Annotated in this window: 20 protein-coding genes and 1 other RNA gene; 11 read left to right on the top strand and 10 right to left on the bottom strand. The window is 58.3% G+C overall.

Going from position 1 to position 21,332, the window contains the following annotated elements; translation table 11 throughout:
• Nucleotides 1–94: 94 nt before the first annotated feature.
• Nucleotides 95–661 (bottom strand): nucleotide exchange factor GrpE, encoded by a 567-nt coding sequence (gene grpE / locus MEB48_RS18645; RefSeq protein ID WP_007900531.1) that lies wholly within the window; start codon nucleotides 659–661, stop codon nucleotides 95–97.
• Nucleotides 662–902: 241 nt separating this feature from the next.
• On the opposite strand from grpE, the gene recN reads away from it, so the two are divergent.
• Nucleotides 903–2,576, top strand: a complete 1,674-nt coding sequence (recN, locus tag MEB48_RS18640) for a DNA repair protein RecN (RefSeq protein WP_237885454.1) — start codon at nucleotides 903–905, stop codon at nucleotides 2,574–2,576.
• A gap of 75 nt (nucleotides 2,577–2,651) precedes the next feature.
• On the opposite strand, the gene fur is transcribed toward recN, so the two are convergent.
• Nucleotides 2,652–3,056, bottom strand: a complete 405-nt coding sequence (gene fur / locus MEB48_RS18635; protein ID WP_003197684.1) for a ferric iron uptake transcriptional regulator — start codon at nucleotides 3,054–3,056, stop codon at nucleotides 2,652–2,654.
• Nucleotides 3,057–3,153: 97 nt separating this feature from the next.
• Here fur and MEB48_RS18630 point away from each other — a divergent pair, with 97 nt between their 5' ends.
• Nucleotides 3,154–3,681, top strand: coding sequence for an outer membrane protein assembly factor BamE (locus MEB48_RS18630; protein ID WP_237885453.1), 528 nt, complete (start codon nucleotides 3,154–3,156; stop codon nucleotides 3,679–3,681).
• A gap of 60 nt (nucleotides 3,682–3,741) precedes the next feature.
• Here the strand turns inward: MEB48_RS18630 and MEB48_RS18625 are convergent, their stop codons facing one another.
• From MEB48_RS18625 to MEB48_RS18615, 3 genes are read right to left on the bottom strand one after another with little or no spacing between them, the layout of a single operon-like run.
• Nucleotides 3,742–4,056: an RnfH family protein gene (locus tag MEB48_RS18625; RefSeq protein ID WP_237885452.1), complete on the bottom strand. Its 315-nt coding sequence runs from the start codon at nucleotides 4,054–4,056 to the stop codon at nucleotides 3,742–3,744.
• Nucleotides 4,049–4,483: a type II toxin-antitoxin system RatA family toxin gene (locus tag MEB48_RS18620; RefSeq protein ID WP_237885451.1), complete on the bottom strand. Its 435-nt coding sequence runs from the start codon at nucleotides 4,481–4,483 to the stop codon at nucleotides 4,049–4,051. The genes MEB48_RS18625 and MEB48_RS18620 overlap by 8 nt, the downstream gene beginning before the upstream one ends.
• A 7-nt stretch (nucleotides 4,484–4,490) precedes the next feature.
• The gene (locus MEB48_RS18615; protein ID WP_237885450.1) at nucleotides 4,491–5,894 is read right to left on the bottom strand and encodes a sodium-dependent transporter; all 1,404 of its coding nucleotides are present in this window, start codon (nucleotides 5,892–5,894) and stop codon (nucleotides 4,491–4,493) included.
• Between the two features lie 118 nt (nucleotides 5,895–6,012).
• Here MEB48_RS18615 and smpB point away from each other — a divergent pair, with 118 nt between their 5' ends.
• On the top strand, nucleotides 6,013–6,495 hold the full coding sequence (gene smpB / locus MEB48_RS18610; protein ID WP_007900551.1) for an SsrA-binding protein SmpB: 483 nt from the start codon (nucleotides 6,013–6,015) through the stop codon (nucleotides 6,493–6,495).
• A gap of 141 nt (nucleotides 6,496–6,636) precedes the next feature.
• Here the strand turns inward: smpB and MEB48_RS18605 are convergent, their stop codons facing one another.
• Nucleotides 6,637–7,404 (bottom strand): GntR family transcriptional regulator, encoded by a 768-nt coding sequence (locus MEB48_RS18605; protein WP_030128095.1) that lies wholly within the window; start codon nucleotides 7,402–7,404, stop codon nucleotides 6,637–6,639.
• A 261-nt stretch (nucleotides 7,405–7,665) separates the two neighbouring features.
• On the opposite strand from MEB48_RS18605, the gene MEB48_RS18600 reads away from it, so the two are divergent.
• The 8 genes from MEB48_RS18600 to MEB48_RS18565 all read left to right on the top strand — a co-directional run bounded on the left by MEB48_RS18600 (nucleotide 7,666) and on the right by MEB48_RS18565 (nucleotide 17,651).
• Nucleotides 7,666–9,357, top strand: coding sequence for a lactate permease LctP family transporter (locus tag MEB48_RS18600; RefSeq protein WP_237885449.1), 1,692 nt, complete (start codon nucleotides 7,666–7,668; stop codon nucleotides 9,355–9,357).
• Between the two features lie 152 nt (nucleotides 9,358–9,509).
• Nucleotides 9,510–10,334 carry a (Fe-S)-binding protein gene (locus MEB48_RS18595; protein WP_237885448.1) on the top strand — a complete coding sequence of 275 codons (825 nt, stop codon included), beginning with the start codon at nucleotides 9,510–9,512 and terminating at the stop codon, nucleotides 10,332–10,334.
• Nucleotides 10,331–11,797 carry a LutB/LldF family L-lactate oxidation iron-sulfur protein gene (locus tag MEB48_RS18590; protein ID WP_237885447.1) on the top strand — a complete coding sequence of 489 codons (1,467 nt, stop codon included), beginning with the start codon at nucleotides 10,331–10,333 and terminating at the stop codon, nucleotides 11,795–11,797. The genes MEB48_RS18595 and MEB48_RS18590 overlap by 4 nt, the downstream gene beginning before the upstream one ends.
• Nucleotides 11,797–12,468: a LutC/YkgG family protein gene (locus MEB48_RS18585; protein ID WP_237885446.1), complete on the top strand. Its 672-nt coding sequence runs from the start codon at nucleotides 11,797–11,799 to the stop codon at nucleotides 12,466–12,468. Before MEB48_RS18590 ends, MEB48_RS18585 begins: the two co-directional genes overlap by 1 nt.
• Nucleotides 12,465–15,275, top strand: a complete 2,811-nt coding sequence (locus tag MEB48_RS18580; RefSeq protein WP_237885445.1) for an FAD-binding and (Fe-S)-binding domain-containing protein — start codon at nucleotides 12,465–12,467, stop codon at nucleotides 15,273–15,275. The genes MEB48_RS18585 and MEB48_RS18580 overlap by 4 nt, the downstream gene beginning before the upstream one ends.
• Before the next feature lie 130 nt (nucleotides 15,276–15,405).
• On the top strand, nucleotides 15,406–15,711 hold the full coding sequence (locus MEB48_RS18575; RefSeq protein WP_237885444.1) for a hypothetical protein: 306 nt from the start codon (nucleotides 15,406–15,408) through the stop codon (nucleotides 15,709–15,711).
• 98 nt (nucleotides 15,712–15,809) lie between these two features.
• Nucleotides 15,810–16,207, top strand: a transfer-messenger RNA (tmRNA) gene (gene ssrA, locus MEB48_RS18570).
• A 187-nt stretch (nucleotides 16,208–16,394) separates the two neighbouring features.
• Nucleotides 16,395–17,651, top strand: coding sequence for an integrase domain-containing protein (locus MEB48_RS18565; protein WP_237885443.1), 1,257 nt, complete (start codon nucleotides 16,395–16,397; stop codon nucleotides 17,649–17,651).
• A gap of 148 nt (nucleotides 17,652–17,799) precedes the next feature.
• Here the strand turns inward: MEB48_RS18565 and MEB48_RS18560 are convergent, their stop codons facing one another.
• The 4 genes from MEB48_RS18560 to MEB48_RS18545 are packed head-to-tail and all read right to left on the bottom strand — an operon-like array spanning nucleotide 17,800 to nucleotide 20,779.
• On the bottom strand, nucleotides 17,800–18,069 hold the full coding sequence (locus tag MEB48_RS18560) for a hypothetical protein (protein WP_073452175.1): 270 nt from the start codon (nucleotides 18,067–18,069) through the stop codon (nucleotides 17,800–17,802).
• Nucleotides 18,069–19,049, bottom strand: a complete 981-nt coding sequence (locus MEB48_RS18555) for an integrase domain-containing protein (protein ID WP_095145081.1) — start codon at nucleotides 19,047–19,049, stop codon at nucleotides 18,069–18,071. Before MEB48_RS18555 ends, MEB48_RS18560 begins: the two co-directional genes overlap by 1 nt.
• Nucleotides 19,033–19,386, bottom strand: a complete 354-nt coding sequence (locus MEB48_RS18550; RefSeq protein WP_095145082.1) for a hypothetical protein — start codon at nucleotides 19,384–19,386, stop codon at nucleotides 19,033–19,035. Before MEB48_RS18550 ends, MEB48_RS18555 begins: the two co-directional genes overlap by 17 nt.
• Nucleotides 19,373–20,779 (bottom strand): YfjI family protein, encoded by a 1,407-nt coding sequence (locus MEB48_RS18545; protein WP_073452169.1) that lies wholly within the window; start codon nucleotides 20,777–20,779, stop codon nucleotides 19,373–19,375. The genes MEB48_RS18550 and MEB48_RS18545 overlap by 14 nt, the downstream gene beginning before the upstream one ends.
• Nucleotides 20,780–21,332 lie beyond the last annotated feature (553 nt).

The following is a 21,332-nucleotide window of genomic DNA, read 5'->3' as shown; positions in this document are numbered from 1 at the left end:
TCCCGAAACTTTGGATTTGGATGCCGCAGTAGTGGTGGCTGACTGCGGTAGCACTTAAACGCTTGACTTCTAAATGGGGGCCTTGCGGCTAATTTCAAGCCTGCTCGTCAATCGAAGGCGAAACCGGTGCAGGTGCCTTGCTGACCACGACCATGGCCGGGCGCAGCAGGCGACCGTGGAGCTGGTAGCCCTTCTGAAACACCTTGAGCACGCTGTTTGGCTCGACGTCGGCGCTTTCCTGCATGGCCATTGCCTGGTGATGCGAGGCGTTGAAGGGTTCGCCTTCAGGATCGATCGCTTCCAGGTGATAGCGTTTCAGGGTGTCCTGGAACATTTTCAGGGTCAGCTCGATCCCTTCGCGCATCGGACGAATGTTTTCGTCGTCAGGATTGGATAGCTCCAGACCGCGTTCCAGGCTGTCAATGATCGGCAGCAGGTCGCCAGCGAACTTTTCCAGGGCAAATTTATGAGCCTTTTCAACGTCCTGCTCGGCACGGCGGCGGACGTTCTGCAGATCGGCGGCTACACGCAAAGCCTGATCTTGCGCACCCGCCAATTGCTCTTCGAGCACTTGTACACGAGCCGCCAGGTCTTCACCCGAAGCCTCGGGGCCCTGGTTGGCGTCTAGATTTTGCGTATCCACTGTCTGTTCGTCAGCCATAGATTTCTCCTTCCAATATCGTCCGCGAGCTCAACTCGCGCTTCTGCCCCGGTATATGGGGCCGCAAAATTCAGCTTCAAGGGCTATTTAATGATTGACCCTACAAAAAACAGCTGCATTGTCATTCCTCATCGCACTAAGGATTTCTTTGGTACAAGCAAATCGACCTAAGAGGGGGCATTGTCAGCCAGAAACAAAACACTGTATAAATAACCAGACCTAAAGCCTGGGAGCGGCCTTTATGCTGGTGCACCTGTCCATACATAACTACGCCATCGTTGAACATCTCGATCTCGAACTCGATCGCGGGATGAGCGTGATCACAGGGGAAACCGGTGCCGGCAAGTCGATCATGCTCGACGCCCTCGGCCTGACCTTGGGCGATCGCGCCGACAGCGGCGTGGTCCGCCCGGGCGCCGACAAGGCCGATATCCTGGCCACCTTCGACTTGATCGACATCCCGGAAGCCAGCGCCTGGCTGGCCGAGCGCGACCTCGAGAGCGACGGCCCGTGCATTCTGCGTCGAGTGATTACTGCTGAAGGACGCTCGCGCGGCTATATCAACGGCACCCCCTGCCCCCTCGGCGACCTGAAGGCCCTGGGCGAGTTGCTGATCGATATCCATAGCCAGCACGAACATCAGTCCCTGCTGAAAACCGATACTCACCGCCGTCTGCTCGACGAATACGCCGGCGCCACGGACCTGGCCCGCCAGGTGCAACTGGCCGCCCAACGTTGGCGCCAGACCCGTCAGGAACTGGAACGCCTCTCCAATTCCGGCGACGAACAGCGCGCGCGTCATCAGTTGCTCAGCTATCAACTTGAAGAACTGGAAAACCTCGGCCTCGGCGAAAGTGAGCTGGAGCAGCTGGAACAGGAGCACAAGAACCTGACCAACGCCGAAACCTTGCTGGGGATTTGCCGGCAAGTGGTCGAACAATGCAGCGAAAGCGATTCCGGCAATGTATTGAACGCACTTACCGCCAGCCTTAACCGCCTATCGAGCGTGAATAATTCGATCGGCGCCCTGGGCGAAGCCAGCAGCCTGCTGACCAGCGCGCAGATTCAGGTTGAAGAAGCCGTGGGCGAGCTGAACCGTTTTCTCGACAATTTCGACGCTGACCCGGCCCGCCTTCAATACCTGGAAGAGCGCCTCGATGCCATCTACACCCTGGCACGCAAACACCGCATCCAGCCGACCGAGGTCGCCGAGATGCAGCAGAAACTACTCGATGAAATCGAAACCCTGAATGCCAACGACGAATCTATCGAACGACTGAGCAATGAGCTGGCCTCCTACGCCCGCCATTATCAGGAAAAGGCTCGGGAGTTGAGCGATCTGCGCCATCAAGCTTCGGGCAGCCTGGCCAGTGCCGTGGAGCAGGAAATCCAACGTCTGGGCATGCCCGGCGGTCGCTTCACCATCGAACTGCGCCCCAACAGCATCGATGAACTGTTGCCCAATGGGCTCGAACAGGTAGAACTGCTGGTGAGCGCCAACCCGGGGCAACCGTTGAAAGCCCTGGCGAAAGTAGCATCGGGTGGCGAGCTCTCGCGTATCAGCCTGGCGATTCAGGTGATCACCGCACAGACCTCGCGCGTACCGACCTTGGTGTTCGATGAAGTGGACGTGGGTATCGGCGGCCCGACTGCCGAGATTGTCGGCCAGTTGCTGCGACGTCTCGGGGAGCGCGGGCAGGTTCTGACCGTGACACACCTGCCCCAAGTTGCGGCGCAGGGGCATCAACATCTATTTGTACACAAGGTGCGCGGTGAAGACGCTACGCATACGGCAGTTTCCAAGCTGAGCAAGACCGATCGCATCGAAGAAGTGGCACGAATGTTGGGCGGCATCGATCTCACCAAGGAATCACTGGCTCACGCAAAAAAGATGGTCGTTACCGCGAAAATTTAAGAACGACAGAAAGCACGAAGGCGACCCTGGGGTCGCCTTCGTTCGTTTCGCGAACCTGAAGTTCGCGCGACATGCTTACTTTTTCTTGCGCACGTACAGTACAAGATTGTGATCAACCATCTCGAAGCCATACTTGTCGACGATTGCTTTCTGCAGCCGCTCGATTTCTTCGTCGAAGAATTCGATCACTTCACTGGTCTCGACGTTGACCATATGGTCGTGATGCTTGCCATCGTCCAGCTCGAAGACCGCATGGCCTCCGTCGAAGTTGTGCCGCACCACAAGGCCAGCTGCCTCGAACTGGGTCAGAACACGGTAAACCGTGGCCAGACCGACGTCCTCACCAGCCTCCATCAGCGCCTTGTAGACGTCCTCGGCACTCATGTGGCGTTGCTCGGCGGAATCGAGCATTTGCAGAATTTTGACCCGTGGAAGGGTCACTTTGAGGCCGGCTTTGCGTAGTTCGCTATTTTCAACCATGGTCAGCTTTCTCGCGATGCTGCTTCGCAGCTTCTCTTAATGCGGGTATGATCGGCGTTTACGTTGTCCCAGCCAAGATAGTGGAAGTCGCCCACCGATGCAAAACACCAAGCTCTTGCTAACCAGTTTCACCTTTGTGGGACTGCTCGCACTCGCCGGTTGTTCATTCCCCGGGGTTTACAAAATCGACATCCAGCAGGGCAATGTCGTCACGCAGGACATGATAGACCAGTTACGCCCGGGAATGACCCGCCGGCAAGTACGGTTTATCATGGGCAACCCTCTGCTGACAGACACGTTCCATGCCGATCGCTGGGATTATCTGTACAGCCTGCAACCGGGTGGCGGTGAACGCCAACAGGAACGCATTAGCGTCATCTTCAACCCAAATGATCAACTTGTCAGCCTCTCTGGCGATTTTATGCCAGGCGTGAGCCGCGACGAAGCCATTCTCGGCAAGGACAGTGACACTACGGTGACCACGCCTGCCGAAAACGTCGAGAAACCGAAGCCAGAAAAACCGGTCAAGCCAGGTTCATTGCTGGACCAGATCCAGAAAGACGTGGACAACGTAGAAACCGTTCCAGTCCCGACGCCAGAACCGCTGGAAACTTCGCCGCAATAATTTGCGACGCAATAAAAAACCCGGCATGCCCGGGTTTTTATTGCCTGTCATTTACCCGGATCACTGATTCTGGGCTTTGGCCTCGGCAGCCTTGGCGGCACGTAACCGGCGAACTTCTTTCGGATCAGCCAGCAACGGCCGGTAAATCTCGAGGCGATCCCCTGCCTGAACCGGACGATTGGCCGGATCAGCGATCACTTTGCCAAAGATTCCAACCGGACAACTGGTCAGATCCAGCTCAGGGAACTCGCTATTCAAGCCGGAGTTGAGCAACACATCTCGCACTGTTGTGCCCACCGGCACGGTTACGGTAAGCAACACCTGACGATCAACGGCGGCATACACCACTTCGACCTTAATCACGACCTCAACCATGCATCTGTTTCGCACGCTGGCAAAACGCGTCCATCAGCGTATTCGCCGCCTGATTGAACAAAGGCCCCAACGTCGCACGCACCAGCGGTCCCGAATAGTCGAACGACAAGTCCAGACTGATCTTGCAGGCCTTCTCGCCCAACGGCTTGAATACCCAGACGCCGTGCAACTGGCTGAACGGACCTTCCTCGAGGTTCATCTCGATCGAACGTCCTGGCACCAGGGTGTTGCGCGTCACGAAATGCTGACTCAGGCCGCCCTTGGCCACTCCTACGCGGGCACGCATAAGCTCAGGAGTGCTTTCCAGAACGTCCGCAGCTGAGCACCACGGAAGGAACTCCGGATAGCGGGCCACGTCGTTGACCAGGTCATAAAGCGCTTGTGCCGGATATGGCAGCAGGGCCGAACGTTGAATGTGTGTCGTCATGTCAGCGTTACTTCCACAGCTGGGCGGCAAACACTACGAGAATGCCGATGGGCGCCACATAGCGCATCAAGAACAGGGACAGGGCGAACAGCACCGGACGGCGGATCGACAACTCGTCGCGCACCGCTTCACGCCCCATTACCCAGCCCGCAAACACCACGAAACACAAACCACCGAGTGGCAACATGATCCGCGAGGTGAAGAAATCAATCACACCGAAGAAGTCCAGGCCACCGGCCGCCCCCCATTGGTAGAGATGGAACATCCCGCCTTCGTTCACGAAAAACTTGGCTTCCTTCCAGATATTGAAGGAAAACACGGTACCCAGACCGACGAACCAGCAAATGAACGCCAGCCAGAAGGTGACCCAGGCACGACTGATCTTCGTGCGCTCAACCAGGTAAGCCACCATCGGTTCGAGCAGGGAAATCGCCGAACTCCAGGCCGCAATTGCTACCAGCACGAAGAACACTACGCCCATCAACTGGCCGAACGCTACGTTGCCAAAGGCAAATGGCAGGCTGACGAACATCAGGCCAGGGCCTTCGCTCGGGTTCAGGCCGGCAGCGAACACAATCGGAAACAATGCCAGACCCGCCACCAGGGAAACGAAGGTATCGAGCAGTGCCACGCCGACCACAGTCCCGGAAATCGAGGAACTCTTCGGCATGTAAGCGCCGTAGATCATGATCGAACCGACGCCCACACTCAGGGAAAAGAAAGCGTGCCCCATCGCCGGCAGCAAGCCGTCGAGCACTTTTTCCGGATGGAAGTCGAACATGAAATGCACGCCTTCCATGAAATGGCCCGTGGTCATGCTGTAGCCCAGCAATACAAGGATCATCACGAACAGCAGCGGCATCATGATCCGCAGGCTGCGTTCCAGCCCGGCGACCACGCCTTTGGCGATCACCACGGCTGAGAGGAGCATGAAAATCGTGTGCCAAAGTGTCAGGCGCCATGGGTCAGCGATCACATTGCCGAAGTACGCGCCGACCTGATCAGGTGTCACACCCTGGAAGTCGCCACGCCCCATGTCGATGATGTAGTCCAGCGACCAGCCGCCCACCACACTATAGAAAGACAGGATCAGCAACGCCGTGATCATCCCGGCAAACGCGCCCCAGGACCACTTCGCCGAATGTCCCGCTTCCAGCGCCAGGACCTTCAAGGCATTCGCCGGGCTCTGCCGCGCGCGCCGGCCGATCAGGGTTTCGGCCAGCATGACGGGCATACCGATCAGCGCGATACAGGCCAGGAACATCAGCACGAAGGCTCCGCCACCGTAGACGCCGACCATGTAAGGGAATTTCCAGATGCTACCCAACCCCACGGCCGAACCGGTCGCGGCGAGTATGAAGACCCAGCGGCTAGCCCAACTGCCGTGGACAGAAACCTTGTCTGTCGACATCGTTATCACGCCCAAGCGTTCAAAAAAGAGGCCGCATTGTCCGGGATTCAATCAACCTGCTCAAGCACGTAGCGTCACCGTAGCCGACTCGCTTGCAACTCCCTATAATGCCGCCCCTATGGCTAAACAGAAGAAACACCCAACAGGGACCATCGCGCAAAACAAAAAGGCGCGACACGATTACTTCATCGAGCATAAGTTCGAGGCTGGTCTGGTCCTGGCCGGCTGGGAAGTAAAAAGTTTGCGGGCAAGCAAGCTGCAACTGGTTGACAGTTACGTGCTGCTCAAGGATGGCGAAGCCTGGCTGCTCGGCAGCCACATTACGCCGCTGATGACTGCCAGCACCCACGTCATCGCTGATCCGACCCGCACGCGGAAACTGCTGCTCAACCGGCGCGAGCTGGAAAAGCTGGCCGCTGCCGTGCAGCAAAAGGGTTACGCCTGCGTGTGCCTGTCCTGGTATTGGAGCAAGCACATGGTCAAGTGCGAGATCGCTCTGGGTAAGGGCAAGAAGGAATACGACAAGCGTGATACCGAACGCGAACGCGACGCCGGTCGTGAATTGCAGCGTGCGGTGCGAAACAAGGGTAAGGAAGACTAGTTCTTTCGCCTTCAGATGATCGTTCCCACGCTCTGCGTGGGAATGCAGCAATGGACGCTCTGCGTCCGCGTTGTGACGCGGAGCGTCACGGGATGCATTCCCACGCAGAGCGTGGGAACGATCGTTTACAGAACTAACTGACTACATCCCCTTGCGCCGCTCCGCCCGAGCCACGCGCTGCACTTCCTGACGCACCTCTTCCAGCACTTCCTGCACATACAAAATGTGCCGACTGGAAACCTCCCTTGCCTGCTCTGCCCTGCCTTCGATAATCGCCAGATACAATTCTCTGTGCTGAGCGATCAACATGTCGCGGGTTTCAGCGCGTTGTTTGTACATGCCGCCGATATTGGTCACGACGTTGCGTTTGAGCAGGTCGAACAGTCCACGAATGGTGTGCAGCAATACTGCGTTATGACTGGCCTCGGCGATCGCCAAATGAAATTTCGCATCCGCCGCGCCCTCTTCGGCCCGACCCACCTCGTCATGGCGCGAATAGCAGTCCTGCAATTCGTCGAACGCCGCCGTCAGCCGCTCGCGATCCACGTCCGTGGCACGCAATGCCGCGTAGTAAGCACAGGATGCTTCCAGCGTATGACGAAACTCCAGCAAATCACGCTGGGCCTCGGGGTTGCTTTCCAGCAGATGCAACAGTGGATCACTGAACGTCGAGCCCAGGGATTCCACCACATAGTTACCGCCGCCCTGACGGCTGACCAGCAACCCTTTGGCGGCCAATTTCTGAATCGCTTCGCGCAACGAAGGGCGTGACACGCCGAACTGCTCGGCCAAGGCACGTTCTGCCGGCAGACGCTCTCCAGCCTTCAACGTGCCCTCGAGAATCATCCCCTCGAGTTGCTCGACAATATCGTCAGACAAACGGCGTTGCCGAATCTGATCAAACCCCATCACTCAATTCTCCACGATCCCGACGGCTCGCCGGGCTCTCTATTCTGGCCTATCGGCGCTGTGTCAGCACCTACCAGACGACACTTGATCGGACAGATCAGATGCGTTCTGCACCGCTCATTCGACAAAAGTTTTAGGGCGGCAAATTGACACACCGCATACAAGGCTTTTACCCTAGCCAACAGCGATTGTAAATTGGTATTACCAATTATCCAAGAACGCTGACCAGTGCCTGACCAACAACAATTAGGGGCCACCCATATGCAAACCTGGCAACAGCTCTACAGCCCGCTCGGCAGTCTTGGCGTGTCCGCACTCGCGGCCGTCATCCCCATCGTATTTTTCTTCCTGGCCTTGGCCGTGTTCCGCCTCAAAGGCCACGTGGCCGGCAGCATCACCCTGGCCCTGGCCATCGCTGTGGCAATCTTTGCCTTTCAGATGCCGGTCGATATGGCCTTCGCGGCAGCCGGATATGGCTTCGCCTACGGCTTGTGGCCGATTGCCTGGATCATCGTGGCAGCGGTGTTCCTCTACAAACTGACGGTCAAGAGTGGCCAGTTCGAAGTGATCCGCAGCTCAGTGCTGTCGATCACCGATGACCAACGCCTGCAAGTGCTGCTGATCGGTTTCTGCTTCGGCGCCTTCCTGGAAGGCGCCGCCGGTTTCGGCGCACCGGTAGCGATTACCGCCGCGCTGCTGGTAGGACTGGGTTTCAACCCGTTGTACGCCGCCGGCCTGTGCCTGATCGCCAACACCGCGCCGGTAGCCTTTGGCGCATTGGGGATTCCGATTATCGTCGCAGGGCAAGTCACTGGCATTGACGCGTTCAAGATCGGCGCCATGACCGGTCGCCAACTGCCATTGCTGTCGTTGTTCGTCCCGTTCTGGCTGGTGTTCATGATGGACGGCTTGCGCGGCGTTCGGGAAACCTGGCCGGCCGCACTGGTGGCCGGCTTGAGCTTCGCCGTTACCCAATATTTCACCTCGAACTTCATCGGCCCGGAACTGCCGGACATCACCTCGGCGCTGGCCAGCCTCGTTTCTCTGACGCTATTCCTGAAAATCTGGCAGCCAAAACGCGCCGCCGGTGCCCACATCGTCGGCGCCGTCTCGGCTTCCGTGGTGGCCAGCACCGGTGGTTTCGGCCAACCGCGCACCACCGTGCCTTCGCCTTACAGTCTGGGGGAAATTTTCAAGGCCTGGTCGCCGTTCCTGATCCTCACCGTGCTGGTCACGATCTGGACGCTGAAACCGTTCAAGGCCATGTTCGCCGCGGGCGGCTCGATGTATGGCTGGGTGTTCAACTTCGCGATTCCGCATCTGGATCAAATGGTGATCAAGGTCGCCCCAATCGTGACCGCCCCGACGGCGATTCCGGCGGTGTTCAAACTCGATCCGATTTCCGCGACCGGCACGGCGATTTTCTTCTCTGCGCTGATCTCGATGCTGGTGCTGAAGATCAATCTAAAAACTGGTCTTACCACTTTTAAAGAGACCGTCTACGAACTGCGCTGGCCGATTCTGTCCATCGGCATGGTGCTGGCCTTCGCCTTCGTCACCAACTACTCGGGCATGTCGTCGACCATGGCTCTGGTCCTGGCAGGCACGGGGGCGGCATTCCCGTTCTTCTCGCCATTCCTCGGCTGGCTCGGCGTGTTCCTGACCGGTTCCGATACCTCATCCAACGCACTGTTCAGTTCGCTGCAAGCAACCACTGCGCACCAGATCGGCGTCAACGACACCTTGCTGGTGGCGGCGAACACCAGCGGCGGCGTAACCGGCAAGATGATTTCGCCGCAATCGATCGCCGTGGCCTGCGCCGCGACCGGGTTGGTGGGCAAGGAATCGGACCTGTTCCGCTTCACCCTCAAGCACAGCCTATTCTTTGCAACGATTGTCGGCCTGATCACTTTGGCTCAGGCCTACTGGTTCACCGGCATGTTGGTGCACTAAGAACTACACACGACACGGAAAAAACCGACGCCGGATTACGCCCCCCGGCGTCAGCTATTCACAACCGGGTCTGCAAGGCTGCTGAAAGCTTCCCTCTCTATATTCAGCAGCCTCAGCGGACGGATAACCGGGACCACCCGGAGACACGCCTGATGAGCGAGCTTTTTTACAACGCTGTGCCAAACGCGACCCGCGTCGCCCCGCCACTGCCCGAGCCTCGGCAATACCCCAGCGAAAAACCGTCACGGGTCTACCTGTTCGGGACTTGCGTGGTGGATCTGTTCTACCCGGAAGCCGGGATGGACGCGATCCACCTGCTGGAGCGCGAAGGCATTCGTGTCGAATACCCGCAAGGGCAAAGTTGCTGCGGGCAGCCGGCCTACACCTCGGGTTACACCGATCAGGCCCGGGCCGTGGCGCGCTCGCAACTGACGCTGTTCGCCGGGGATTATCCGGTGGTGGTGCCGTCGGGGTCTTGCGCGGGGATGTTGCGCGAACACTACGCCGACTTGTTCAAGGACGAGCCGCAAACGCTGAAACAGGTCCAGGCCCTGGCCGCCCGGACTTATGAGCTGGCCGAGTTCCTGCTATTTGTCTGCAAGGTGCAGCTCAAGGACAGCGGCGAGCCGGTCAAAGTGGCGCTGCACACGTCGTGTTCGGCACGCCGTGAAATGAATACCCATCTGCATGGCCGTGAATTATTGGCGCAGCTAAGCAACGTGGAGCGAGTCGACCATAGCCACGAAAGTGAATGCTGTGGCTTTGGTGGGACTTTCAGCGTCCGTATGCCAGACATTTCCGGCGCGATGGTGGCTGACAAAACCCGGGCGCTGAAGGAATCCGGCGCGCACAAGGTACTCAGTGCCGATTGCGGCTGCCTGATGAACATCAATGGCTCGTTGGAGAAACAGCAGGAAGCGTTACGCGGTCAGCATCTGGCCAGCTTCCTTTGGCAGCGTACTGGAGGTGCTTCATGAGCGCCCCCATGCTGATTCCTGTTTACCAGGAGCAGGTCGCCGTAGAAGAAGATTTTCGCGCCCGGGCTCACGAGGCTTTGGCTGACACGCAACTGCGAAACAACTTTCGCAGCGCGATGGATTCACTGATGAGCAAACGGGCAGCGTCCTTCAGCGATGCCCATGAAAGAGAACATTTGCGAGCGCTGGGCAATGCTGTCCGCGCCCGTGCTTTATCCAAGTTGCCCGATCTGCTCGAGCAGCTTGAACAGAACCTGACCCGCAACGGTGTGACAGTGCACTGGGCGGAAACGGTGGACGAGGCCAATGGCATCGTCTTATCGATCATCCGCGCTCACGAGGGGCGGCAAGTGATCAAGGGCAAATCGATGGTCAGCGAAGAGATGGAGATGAACCATGTCCTCGCGGCTCAAGGCATTGAATGCCTGGAGTCGGACATGGGCGAATTTATCGTCCAGCTCGACCAAGAGAAGCCTTCACACATTATTATGCCGGCGATCCACAAGAATGCCGGTCAGGTCGCGTCCTTGTTCCACGACAAACTTGGCGTGGAGTACACCAAGGACGTTGACCAACTCATTCAGATCGGTCGCAAAGTCTTGCGACAGAAATTCTTTGAAGCTGACATCGGCGTCTCCGGCGTCAACTTCGCCGTGGCCGAAACCGGCACCTTGCTGCTGGTGGAAAATGAAGGCAACGGGCGCATGTCGACCACCGTGCCGCCCGTACACATTGCCGTCACCGGCATCGAGAAGGTCGTCGAAAACCTGCGGGATGTTGTACCGCTGTTGTCGCTGCTGACCCGTTCGGCCCTCGGCCAACCGATCACCACCTACGTCAACATGATTTCCGGCCCGCGCAAGGAACATGAGCTCGACGGCCCGCAGGAAGTGCACCTGGTATTGCTCGACAATGGTCGCAGCCAGGCGTTTGCCGACAGTGAACTGCGCCAGACCCTTAACTGCATCCGCTGCGGCGCCTGTATGAATCATTGCCCGGTCTACACCCGAATCGGCGGCCATGCCTATGGGGAGGTTTACCCTGGGCCTATCGGAAAAATCATCACCCCACACATGGTCGGCCTGGCGAAAGTCCCCGATCACCCGAGTGCGTCTTCGTTATGCGGCGCTTGCGGTGAAGTCTGCCCGGTAAAAATTCCGATCCCTGCATTGCTACGTCGCCTACGGGAAGAGAACGTCAAAGCGCCGGACAGCCCGCATCAAGTGATGCGCGGCCAAGGCAGCAAGTACTCGCGCAAAGAACGCTTTATCTGGAACGCCTGGGCAAAGCTCAACAGCTCGCCAACGCTCTATCGCTGGTTCGGCTTCTTCGCCACTCGCCTGCGCGCGCTGACCCCGAGCAACGTCGGCCCGTGGACCCAGAACCACAGCGCACCAAAACCCGCCGCCCGCTCACTGCATGACATGGCCCGCGAGCATCTGGCCAAACAGGGAGACCGCTGATGAGCGCCAAGCAAAATATTCTCGGCAAATTGCGCAACAGTCTGACTGGCACAAAGCCGTTGGCTGACAATTTCGATGTCGAATTGGTGACCAAGCCCTACACCTACACGCCCGAGCAACGCATCCCGCAGCTGCGCAAATTGATGGAAGCGGTGCACACCGAAATTCATCTGACGTCTGGAGAAGGCTGGCCCGAATTGCTGGCGCAACTGCTGCGGGATCGCCAATTGCCGAGCCTGTTGATTGCGCCGACAACAGCTCACGGTCAACGTGTCACTCAACATTGGGCGAAAAATCCTGGCCTGCCTGCGCTCAAAGCCTACAACCGCCCGGCCGAGGAATGGAAAACCGAGTTGTTCAATGACACCCCGGCCAGCCTGACCACCACCCTCGGCGCAATCGCCGCGACAGGCAGCCTGATTATCTGGCCGACGCGGGAAGAGCCGCGCCTGATGAGCCTGGTGCCGCCGGTACATTTCGCCTTGCTCAAGGCCAGTGAAATCCGCGACAACTTCTATCAGGTGCAGCAGGAATTCGAATGGGCCCAAGGCATGCCGACCAATGCCTTGCTAGTGTCCGGCCCGTCGAAGACAGCCGACATCGAACAAGTCCTGGCTTATGGTGCCCACGGCCCGAAAGACCTGGTGGTTCTGATTCTGGAGGACCAATGAATCTACCGGCGGCTTTCCTGCGCGATGCGCAGCAACTGATTCCTGAAACGCGGCGCTTCGACGATCCGCTGTCGACTTTGGCCTTCGGCACCGACGCCAGTTTCTACCGGCTGATTCCGAAATTGGTGATACGCGTCGAATCCGAAGACGAAGTGGTGGCGCTGCTCAAACTGGCGCAACGGGATAAAGTCCCGGTGACCTTCCGCGCCGCCGGCACCAGCCTGTCTGGCCAGGCCATCAGCGATTCGGTGCTGATTGTGCTGGGGGATAACTGGAACGGTCGCGAAATCCGTGGCCAGGGTACGCAAATCCGCCTGCAACCGGGTGTGATCGGCGCCCAGGCCAACGCCTGGCTGGCACCGTTCGGCCGCAAGATCGGCCCAGATCCAGCGTCGATCAACGCCTGCAAAATCGGCGGCATCGTCGCCAATAATGCCAGCGGCATGTGCTGCGGCACAGCGCAGAACACCTATCACACGCTGGCCGGGATTCGTCTGGTGCTGGCCGATGGCAGTCGTCTCGACACCGAAGACGCCACCAGTGTCGCAGCTTTCCGTGAGAGCCACGCCGAGCTGCTGGAACGTCTGGCGACATTGGGCCGCGAGACCCGCGCCAATGCGGAACTGGCTGCGAGAATTCGCCACAAATACCGTCTGAAAAATACCACCGGGCTGTCACTCAACGCGCTGGTGGATTTCGACGAGCCTGTGGATATCTTGAGCCACTTGCTGGTGGGCTCCGAAGGGACACTCGGGTTCATCAGCGCGGTGACCTACGACACGGTGATCGACCACCCGAACAAGGCGTCGGCGCTGATCGTGTTCCCGGATGTAGAAACCTGCTGCAACGCCGTCACCGTGCTGAAAAGCCAACCCGTCTCGGCGGTGGAACTGCTGGACCGTCGCAGCCTGCGCTCGGTGCAGGACAAGCCCGGCATGCCCGCTTTCGTACAACAACTGTCGACCAATGCCTGCGCCCTGCTGATCGAATCCCGCGCAGCCTCTTCCACTTTGCTCCAGGAACAACTGACGCAAATCATGGCGTCACTGACTGGGTTCCCGGTAGAGAAACAAGTCGACTTCACCGAAGACCCGGCGGAAAACGCCCGGCTCTGGGCGATCCGCAAGGACACCTTCCCCGCCGTCGGCGCGGTGCGCAAAACCGGCACCACGGTGATCATTGAAGACGTAACTTTCCCGGTGGAACAACTGGCCATCGGCGTGAACCGCTTGATCGAACTGTTCGACAAACATCACTACGACGAAGCGATCCTTTTCGGACACGCCCTGGAAGGCAATCTGCACTTCGTCTTCACCCAAGGCTTCAACAGCGCGGAAGAAGTCGCACGCTACCAGGCGTTCATGGACGACGTGGCGCAATTGGTGGCCGTTGAGTTCGGCGGCTCGCTGAAGGCCGAACACGGCACCGGTCGCAACATGGCGCCCTTCGTCGAACTGGAATGGGGCAGCGACGCTTACCAGTTGATGTGGCAGCTCAAACGTCTGCTCGACCCTAACGGCATTCTCAACCCGGACGTGGTGCTCAGCGACGATCCGCAGATCCATCTCAAGCACCTGAAACCGTTGCCCGCCGCCGACGAGATTGTGGATAAGTGCATCGAATGCGGTTTCTGCGAACCGGTGTGCCCGTCGAAAGACCTGACGCTGAGTCCACGCCAGCGCATCGTGATCTGGCGTGACATTCAAGCGAAGAAACGCGCCGGCACAGACACCGCCGAACTGGAACAAGCCTACGAATACCAGGGCATCGATACGTGCGCCGCCACCGGCCTGTGTGCACAACGTTGCCCTGTAGGAATCAACACCGGCGAGCTGGTGAAAAAGCTCCGTGGCCGCAAGGCAACGAATACGAAAACCGCCAACTGGATTGAAGGAAATTTCGCCACCGCGTTGCAAGGCGCGCGCTTCACCCTGCACGTCGCCAACGGTGCGCGGATGCTACTGGGGACGCCGCGCCTGGCAAAGCTTTCGGCATCGCTGACGCGATTGTCCAAGAATCAGATCCCGCAATGGACCAACGCCATGCCACAGCCGGAAAGAGCCATCCGTTTCAGCCCGACCGTGTCGGACGAGCGGCCTCGGGTGGTGTACCTGGCGGCCTGCGTGTCGCGGGTCATGGGCCCGGCAGCGGGCGATAAAGAGCAAATGTCACTATACGAAAAAACCCGTGGTCTATTGGAAAAAGCCGGTTACCAGGTCGTTTTTCCGGACAATCAGGACAACCTCTGCTGCGGTCAGCCATTCGCCTCCAAAGGCTACGCCGAACAAGCCGAACACAAGCGTCAGGAACTGATCGGCGCACTACTGCACGCCAGCCGCGGCGGACTCGACCCAATCTATTGCGACACCAGCCCCTGCACTTTGCGGCTGGTTCAGGACTTGGGCGATGTGCGACTGGACCTGTACGACCCGGTGCGTTTCATCCGCACTCACTTGATGGATCGTCTCGATTTCACCCCCCAGGAAGCGCCGATCGCAGTACACGTCACGTGCAGCACTCAGCATCTCGGTGAGAGCCAGGCGCTGATCGATCTTGCGCGCAAATGCAGTAAAAACGTGGTCATTCCGGAAGGCATTCACTGCTGCGGTTTTGCCGGCGACAAGGGCTTTACCACCCCGGAATTGAACGCCCATTCGTTGCGTACGCTCAAGGACGCGGTACAGCAATGCAGTGAAGGGGTTTCTACCAGTCGCACTTGTGAGATCGGTCTGACGCAATACGGTGGAATTGATTATCACGGGCTGGTCTATCTGGTGGATCGGGTGACCCAGGCCAGGGCGATCTGAAGAAAAATAGAACCCTGACGCGCTGTCGCAGTCCACTGATCAAGTCCCGCGAACGTGGGACCTTTCCCAAAATTGGCAGCCCGTCCTGATGGCCAGCGATTGCCTGGACCCTCAGGTCAAGGAGATCCATATGAAACGCTCTGTACTGTTAGGTCTGTTCGTTACTGCCTCAATGCTGGCGTCTTCTTCATTTGCCGCCGGCGACGATCTCTGTGCGACCAATCTGCAAGCCATCGCCAATGCCAAATCCCAGATTCAGACGCCGGAAATGAGTGCTCGCGTCGAGGCCAGTGTCCAGCAAGCCAAGGCCTACCAGGCGCAAAACACCGAGGAAGGCACCAAGAAATGCATTTCCGAAACCACTCAAACCCTGCAGGAAATACAGAACAAAGACAAAGGCGAAGGTGAAGGCAAAGGCAAAGGCAGTAAAACCTGATAGCCACTGAGGGCCAACCTTCGGGTTGGCCTTCAGAGCCATGTTGGCGTACACTGTGCAGGCTTGTTGCTCACTTTGACTCACAGAGCAGCAGGCTCGGGGCCGTTTAGGATTCGACGCCGGTTGCGAAACTTTAGGTGCATGCCGAGTTGGTAACAGAACTCGTAAATCCACTGTTGCAACTACTTATAGTTGCCAATGACGAAACCTACGGCCAGGAATTCTCTATCGCTGCGTAAGCAGCCTTAGATCCTGAGCTTCTGGTACCTTCGGGTCCAGCAATCATCAGGGGATGTCTGTAAACCCAAAATGATTGTCATATAGAACAGAATCGCCGTGCAGTACGTTGTGGACGAAGCGGCTAAAACTTACACAACTCGCCCAAAGCACCCTGCCCGTCGGGTCGCTGAGGGTTAACTTAATAGACACGGCTACGCATGTAGTACCGACAGCGGAGTACTGGCGGACGGGGGTTCAAATCCCCCCGGCTCCACCACTTCATCATCTAAAGACGTCCACGGACGTCTTTTTTTGTGCCTGAAATCCAGTGAATACGGGGGTTTCAGGGCTATTGGGGGCTTTCGAGGTTTTTAGAGTTCCAGGCGATTTGGTATTCCCAATGGTATTCCCGGCTACCCAGGGCTAATCTTGGGAATACCAAAAAGTGTCATGGAGTACTTCTCATGTGCGCTCAAACCACCCGCCTCTCCGACCGCCAGCTCAAGGCGATCAAACCGAGAGACAAGGATTACGTCCTCACCGATGGCGACGGGCTTCAGCTCCGTGTCAGAGTCAATCGCTCGATGCAGTGGAATTTCAACTTCCGGCATCCCGTCACCAAGAATCGAATCAACATGGCACTCGGCTCTTATCCCGAGGTTTCTCTTGCGCAAGCCAGAAAGAAAACCGTTGAGGCTAGAGAGCTGCTTGCACAGGGCATCGACCCCAAAGCTCAGCGTAATGAACTGCAGGAAGCCAAACGAGCGGAAACGGAACATACGTTCGAGAACGTAGCCACCGCGTGGTTCGAATTGAAGAAGGATTCCGTCACCCCGGCGTATGCCGAAGACATCTGGCGCTCACTCACGCTGCATGTATTTCCGAGCATGAAATCAACGCCGCTATCAGAAGTGAATGCCCCGATGGTCATCAAGCTCCTTCGGCCGATTGAGGCCAAAGGTAGCCTCGAGACCGTGAAGCGGGTAAGCCAGCGCCTTAACGAGATCATGACCTACGGGGTCAATTCCGGAATGATCTTTGCCAACCCTCTCAGCGGCATTCGAGCGGTCTTCAAGAAACCCAAAAAAGAGAACATGGCCGCGCTACCAGCTGATGAGCTTCCCGAGCTCATGATGGAAATCGCGAACGCCAGCATCAAGCGGACGACCCGCTGCCTGATCGAATGGCAGCTGCACACCATGACCCGCCCCTCCGAAGCGGCGACCACCCGATGGGCAGATATCGACTTCGACAAACGCCTCTGGACCATCCCTCCGGAGCGAATGAAAAAGCGTCGTCCGCACACAATCCCGCTGACCGAACATGCACTCTCGTTATTGGAGACGCTTAAGCCCCATAGCGCCCACAGGGAATATGTGTTCCCGTCAGATAGAAACCCGCGCACCCACGCGAATAGCCAAACAGCCAACATGGCGTTGAAACGAATGGGTTTTCAGGACCGCTTGGTCAGCCACGGAATGCGCTCCATGGCCAGCACAATCCTGAACGAACATGGATGGGATCCGGAGCTGATCGAAGTCGCGCTGGCGCATGTCGATAAAGACGAAGTTCGAAGCGCCTACAACCGGGCGGATTACATCGAACGCCGGCGTCCGATGATGGCCTGGTGGAGTGAACATATCCAGAAGGCAGCCACCGGCAGCCTGTCGGCATCCGCCATCAATCAAACCAGGGACCGTAACGTCGTGCCGATACGCTGAGCCGGCGACAATCCGTGTCGTGCAGCAGGGCGACTGAAGTGGCGACTGTCGCTAAATCTGCCGCATGCCTGCGCTTCTTCGGCCAAGCCCCTGAGTATGGGAAGGCTCCGCATTCCCATACTCAGGGGCTCACGCTTAAAAGCGTCTATCAGACAACCACGAGTTGCGCCTTTCTGCGGCGGATCAGCCCTGCTGTTAACTCATAGTAATAGACGGTCGCTGGTGCTGAGCAACGCAGATAGTGCTCTAAAAACCATCTGGTGTGCTTTTCCTTCCAGGACCAGGGGGTCGCACAACTCCAGCGCTCACGAATCGCCTTGTGCATCCTTTCTGCCTGCCTGATATGCCGCTGCCGCGTGGCATGCGCACCTTTGAGCACGGGACTCAGAAACAACGCCATATCGAACTCGGACTTCATCAACGACCTCCGATGTAGGCACTCACCACGTCGATGCGGTTATGCCCCAACTCGTGGCTGATCTGCTGGCGTGCACGCTGATCGAGTGCTCGATCGTCTCGATGACCACGACCGCCATTGATGGGCGCGGAGAAGCCGGTCAGTTGCTCATAGCGCTCACAGGCGTAAGCCGCCCGCAGTTCATGAAAGCCTTTCAATCCATGCTCATGCAGGATGTCCCGTGCCGGTCGCACGATTGTCTGTAAGAAATCTTTGTAGCTTTCATCAGGTGTTAACAGATTCCGACTGCCCTTGGGTGAAGCCTCGCTGGCCCTGTCGAGGGCGCCACGAACTTGATCCGTGACCGCAATCCAACGCGGTGCAGATGCGCCTGATCGACCGCCTTTGGTGCCGTCCTGGATATTGATCTTGCCTAGTTGCCGAGCCTCACGTTGCAGCCGGGGCAAGTCCGCCAAGATCGCTTCACGCAGGCGCATGCCGGTCTCCCGAGCAAGGAGCACAATGGCACTCACCCTCGATTGCTGGCCTCGCTCTGACAACGCCTGTGTGATCAACTCGACCTGGACACGGTCTTGGCCTTGCGGGGCCTCACTACGCACACCTGAGCGCTGCAAGCCAAGCGCCTTGCTCGGACTGGGGATTTTGACGTACTGATCACCGCGCAGCGCGGCCATCGTTCGGTTCACGCTGGACAGGCGGTTCTGTGCGGTGGCGATGCCGACGTTGCCCTGATCAACCTGCTCGCGCAAATGGAAGGCGTACCGCATAAGGATCTCGCGGTCGATCTGTCGCGCGTCATTGAGCCTTGGCCCTTCCTCGGATCGACACCAACGCACGAATGCCTGCCAGCGATCGCTATGGGCTTTGACGGTAGCAAAATGGCCGTCGCCAAACAGATCTCTCAGTGCTTGCGGTCCGGCATAGCTGAGCTGGCGACCGAAGCCAAAATTACGTCCCGCTCGCTTACCGACCCGAGCCATTTTTCTGTTCCTGATCGACTGCAGCGAGATCATGCAAAAGGGCTTGCCAGTACGCACTCACGATGGCGAGCTGGGCCCAATCCGTCGGACGAAAACACAGCCTGTTATCGGAGACGTAGAGATGCGCGCCCTCCTCTTTCAACCATTGGATGATGGCTGTCGGCGAGGTGATAGCTTTATGGGTGGTGGCGACACCGGCGACACCGGCGACAACCCTTGTCCTGCCTGGCTTTGAGCGTGGCGACAAAGTGGCGACAGTCGCGGCGACAAACCGCGCTTTCGGCTCCTTTTGGCGCTGAGCCAGGTGGTTGCGCAGCGCTTCATCAAGATTGAACATGGCGCACCTCGAAGGTACAACCGTCGGTGCTCAGCCACTGATGATCAATCAACTCGACCAACAGCTTGGCGGCATGACGACTGCTCTTACGGGCAAATCGGGGACCATTGCGATTCAGCTCCCGAATACTGAAGCGCTTCCAATCTTTGACCTGCAGCCAGCGCAGCAGCCGGTCTGCCTCCTCTTTTACCCGGCACACCGGTTCCTGTTCGGTCAGGCGCTGGATCTCGGAGAGGTAATAGCCGACTAAGGCCGAGGCCCGTTGGATATGATCGACCTCCACGACGCTGCTCTCCTCCACGACTGCCAGATTGCCGGCGACGCGCAGCAGGTTGTCGGCGGCCTTCGATCCGCTAGGCCGTACGCTGGCCAACTCGCCAAACTCACCCAACTGGGCCTCGATGGCATCATGCAGATCAATCCAGCGACGACGAGCCAGTGGACTGAGGCTCAGCGGTGACAGCCGCAAGGCACCGTCAGCGGAAAGCGACCAAGGCTGATGAAACAGGGCCGAAAGACGGTGGTGATATCGCTTTAGGGCGGGGTCTTTGGACAAGTCGACAGCCTGGTAACTGCGTTGTCCGGCCAGGCTGGTGGGCCAGGTCATGAGGCAGCGACCGAGAATGCCTTGCCCCAGCAGCAACGGGTCACTGAGTAACTGCATGGCTAGATACGGTTGCAGCATCAGGTGCAGGCTTAAGCGTCGATCGTAAGCTCGCAAGCTTTCACCCACCATGGACCGCGCGCGATCTATCGGACTGCCGTCCCAGAGTGACGACAAGGTCGTAACCGCTTTCAAACGGTTATCTCGACTCATGGTGCTGCTACCGAGGAATTGTCCCCCCTCGTCACAGAACAGGCCCATGCTCGGCAAGTCATGGCAGAGTCCCTTGATCAGGGCCTCGATAGTCGGATCCGTGGTGATCAGCCTAGGTGCAGAGGGCTCCGCTTCAAGCGGTACGCCGTTTGTGGGGTCGGGATAGCCAGGGTTGATACGCTGCGCCTGCCGCTGCGCGACACGGTACCGGGCGAGTTGTTCACGGTAGCGCTGCCACTGCTCACGCTCCCATTGCCGTGCTGGCAGCAATGCAAAACGATCTGCCGCGGTCTTGCGATCACCTGACGCGGCCACTGTAATCAGGAACAGCGACAGGGGGTAATTTCGTCCATCGAGTTGCAAGCCCGCATGACCTTGAGTGGCTAGCGCCGAGGCAGCCAAGACCGATTGTGCGGCCAGTGCCTGGGGCACGCCGATGACCTCGGCCATGCGCTCAACCGCAGGCCCAAGAATTCCACCCAGTGCCTGGACCGGATAAGGCTCGGCCACGGGGTTTGACTCAATCAGCGGTCGAGGCGGTCGTGGTAGTTCAAGCTTCGGATCTAACTGCTGCATGGGCCCTCTCCTCGGTAATTGCTGGTTGTCCTCACGTAGTCCCGCCACGGCTGTTGAGTGTTATCAGGGATCAAGGCCCCTGCGGCCTGTGAGGTGTTCACTGACGCGGAACACACGGCTCCTTACGACCGGGAGCGAGGGCATGAACCCATGAATCTGGCCTCCTTAGTCGCATCCGAAGATGCGGGCGGGTGGAGGCTGTGCCGACACTGACGAGTTCGGCACCTGGAGATCCTGAGCAGGAGAAGGCAACGACATGGACACCTGGGGCATGCCTGACTGTCAGTCAGGTGCAGCCCTTCCAAAGGCTGCGGCACCGGTGCCTGTATCGATGCGGATGGCGACGAATCAGATTTGTCAGGCCGATTGTCACGAGGAGAGTTGCGGCAATGCCTTGTACGGCGTGGTTTGCAGCAGTGGTACGAGCGCCCGTCTCTTTCCAGCAGAAAGAGACGGGCGCAGTCTGGCGCAACGAAGTGTGCCGAAAGGTGAGGTTGCTGCAGCGCAGCGAGGAAGGTTCATCGTCTGCCGCAGAGGGCAGATCAGTCGAGTG

Source organism: Pseudomonas sp. PGPR40 (genome assembly GCF_022014505.1).
In the GTDB taxonomy this organism is placed as follows: domain Bacteria; phylum Pseudomonadota; class Gammaproteobacteria; order Pseudomonadales; family Pseudomonadaceae; genus Aquipseudomonas.
This window is presented reverse-complemented; position numbering and strand designations above follow the sequence as displayed.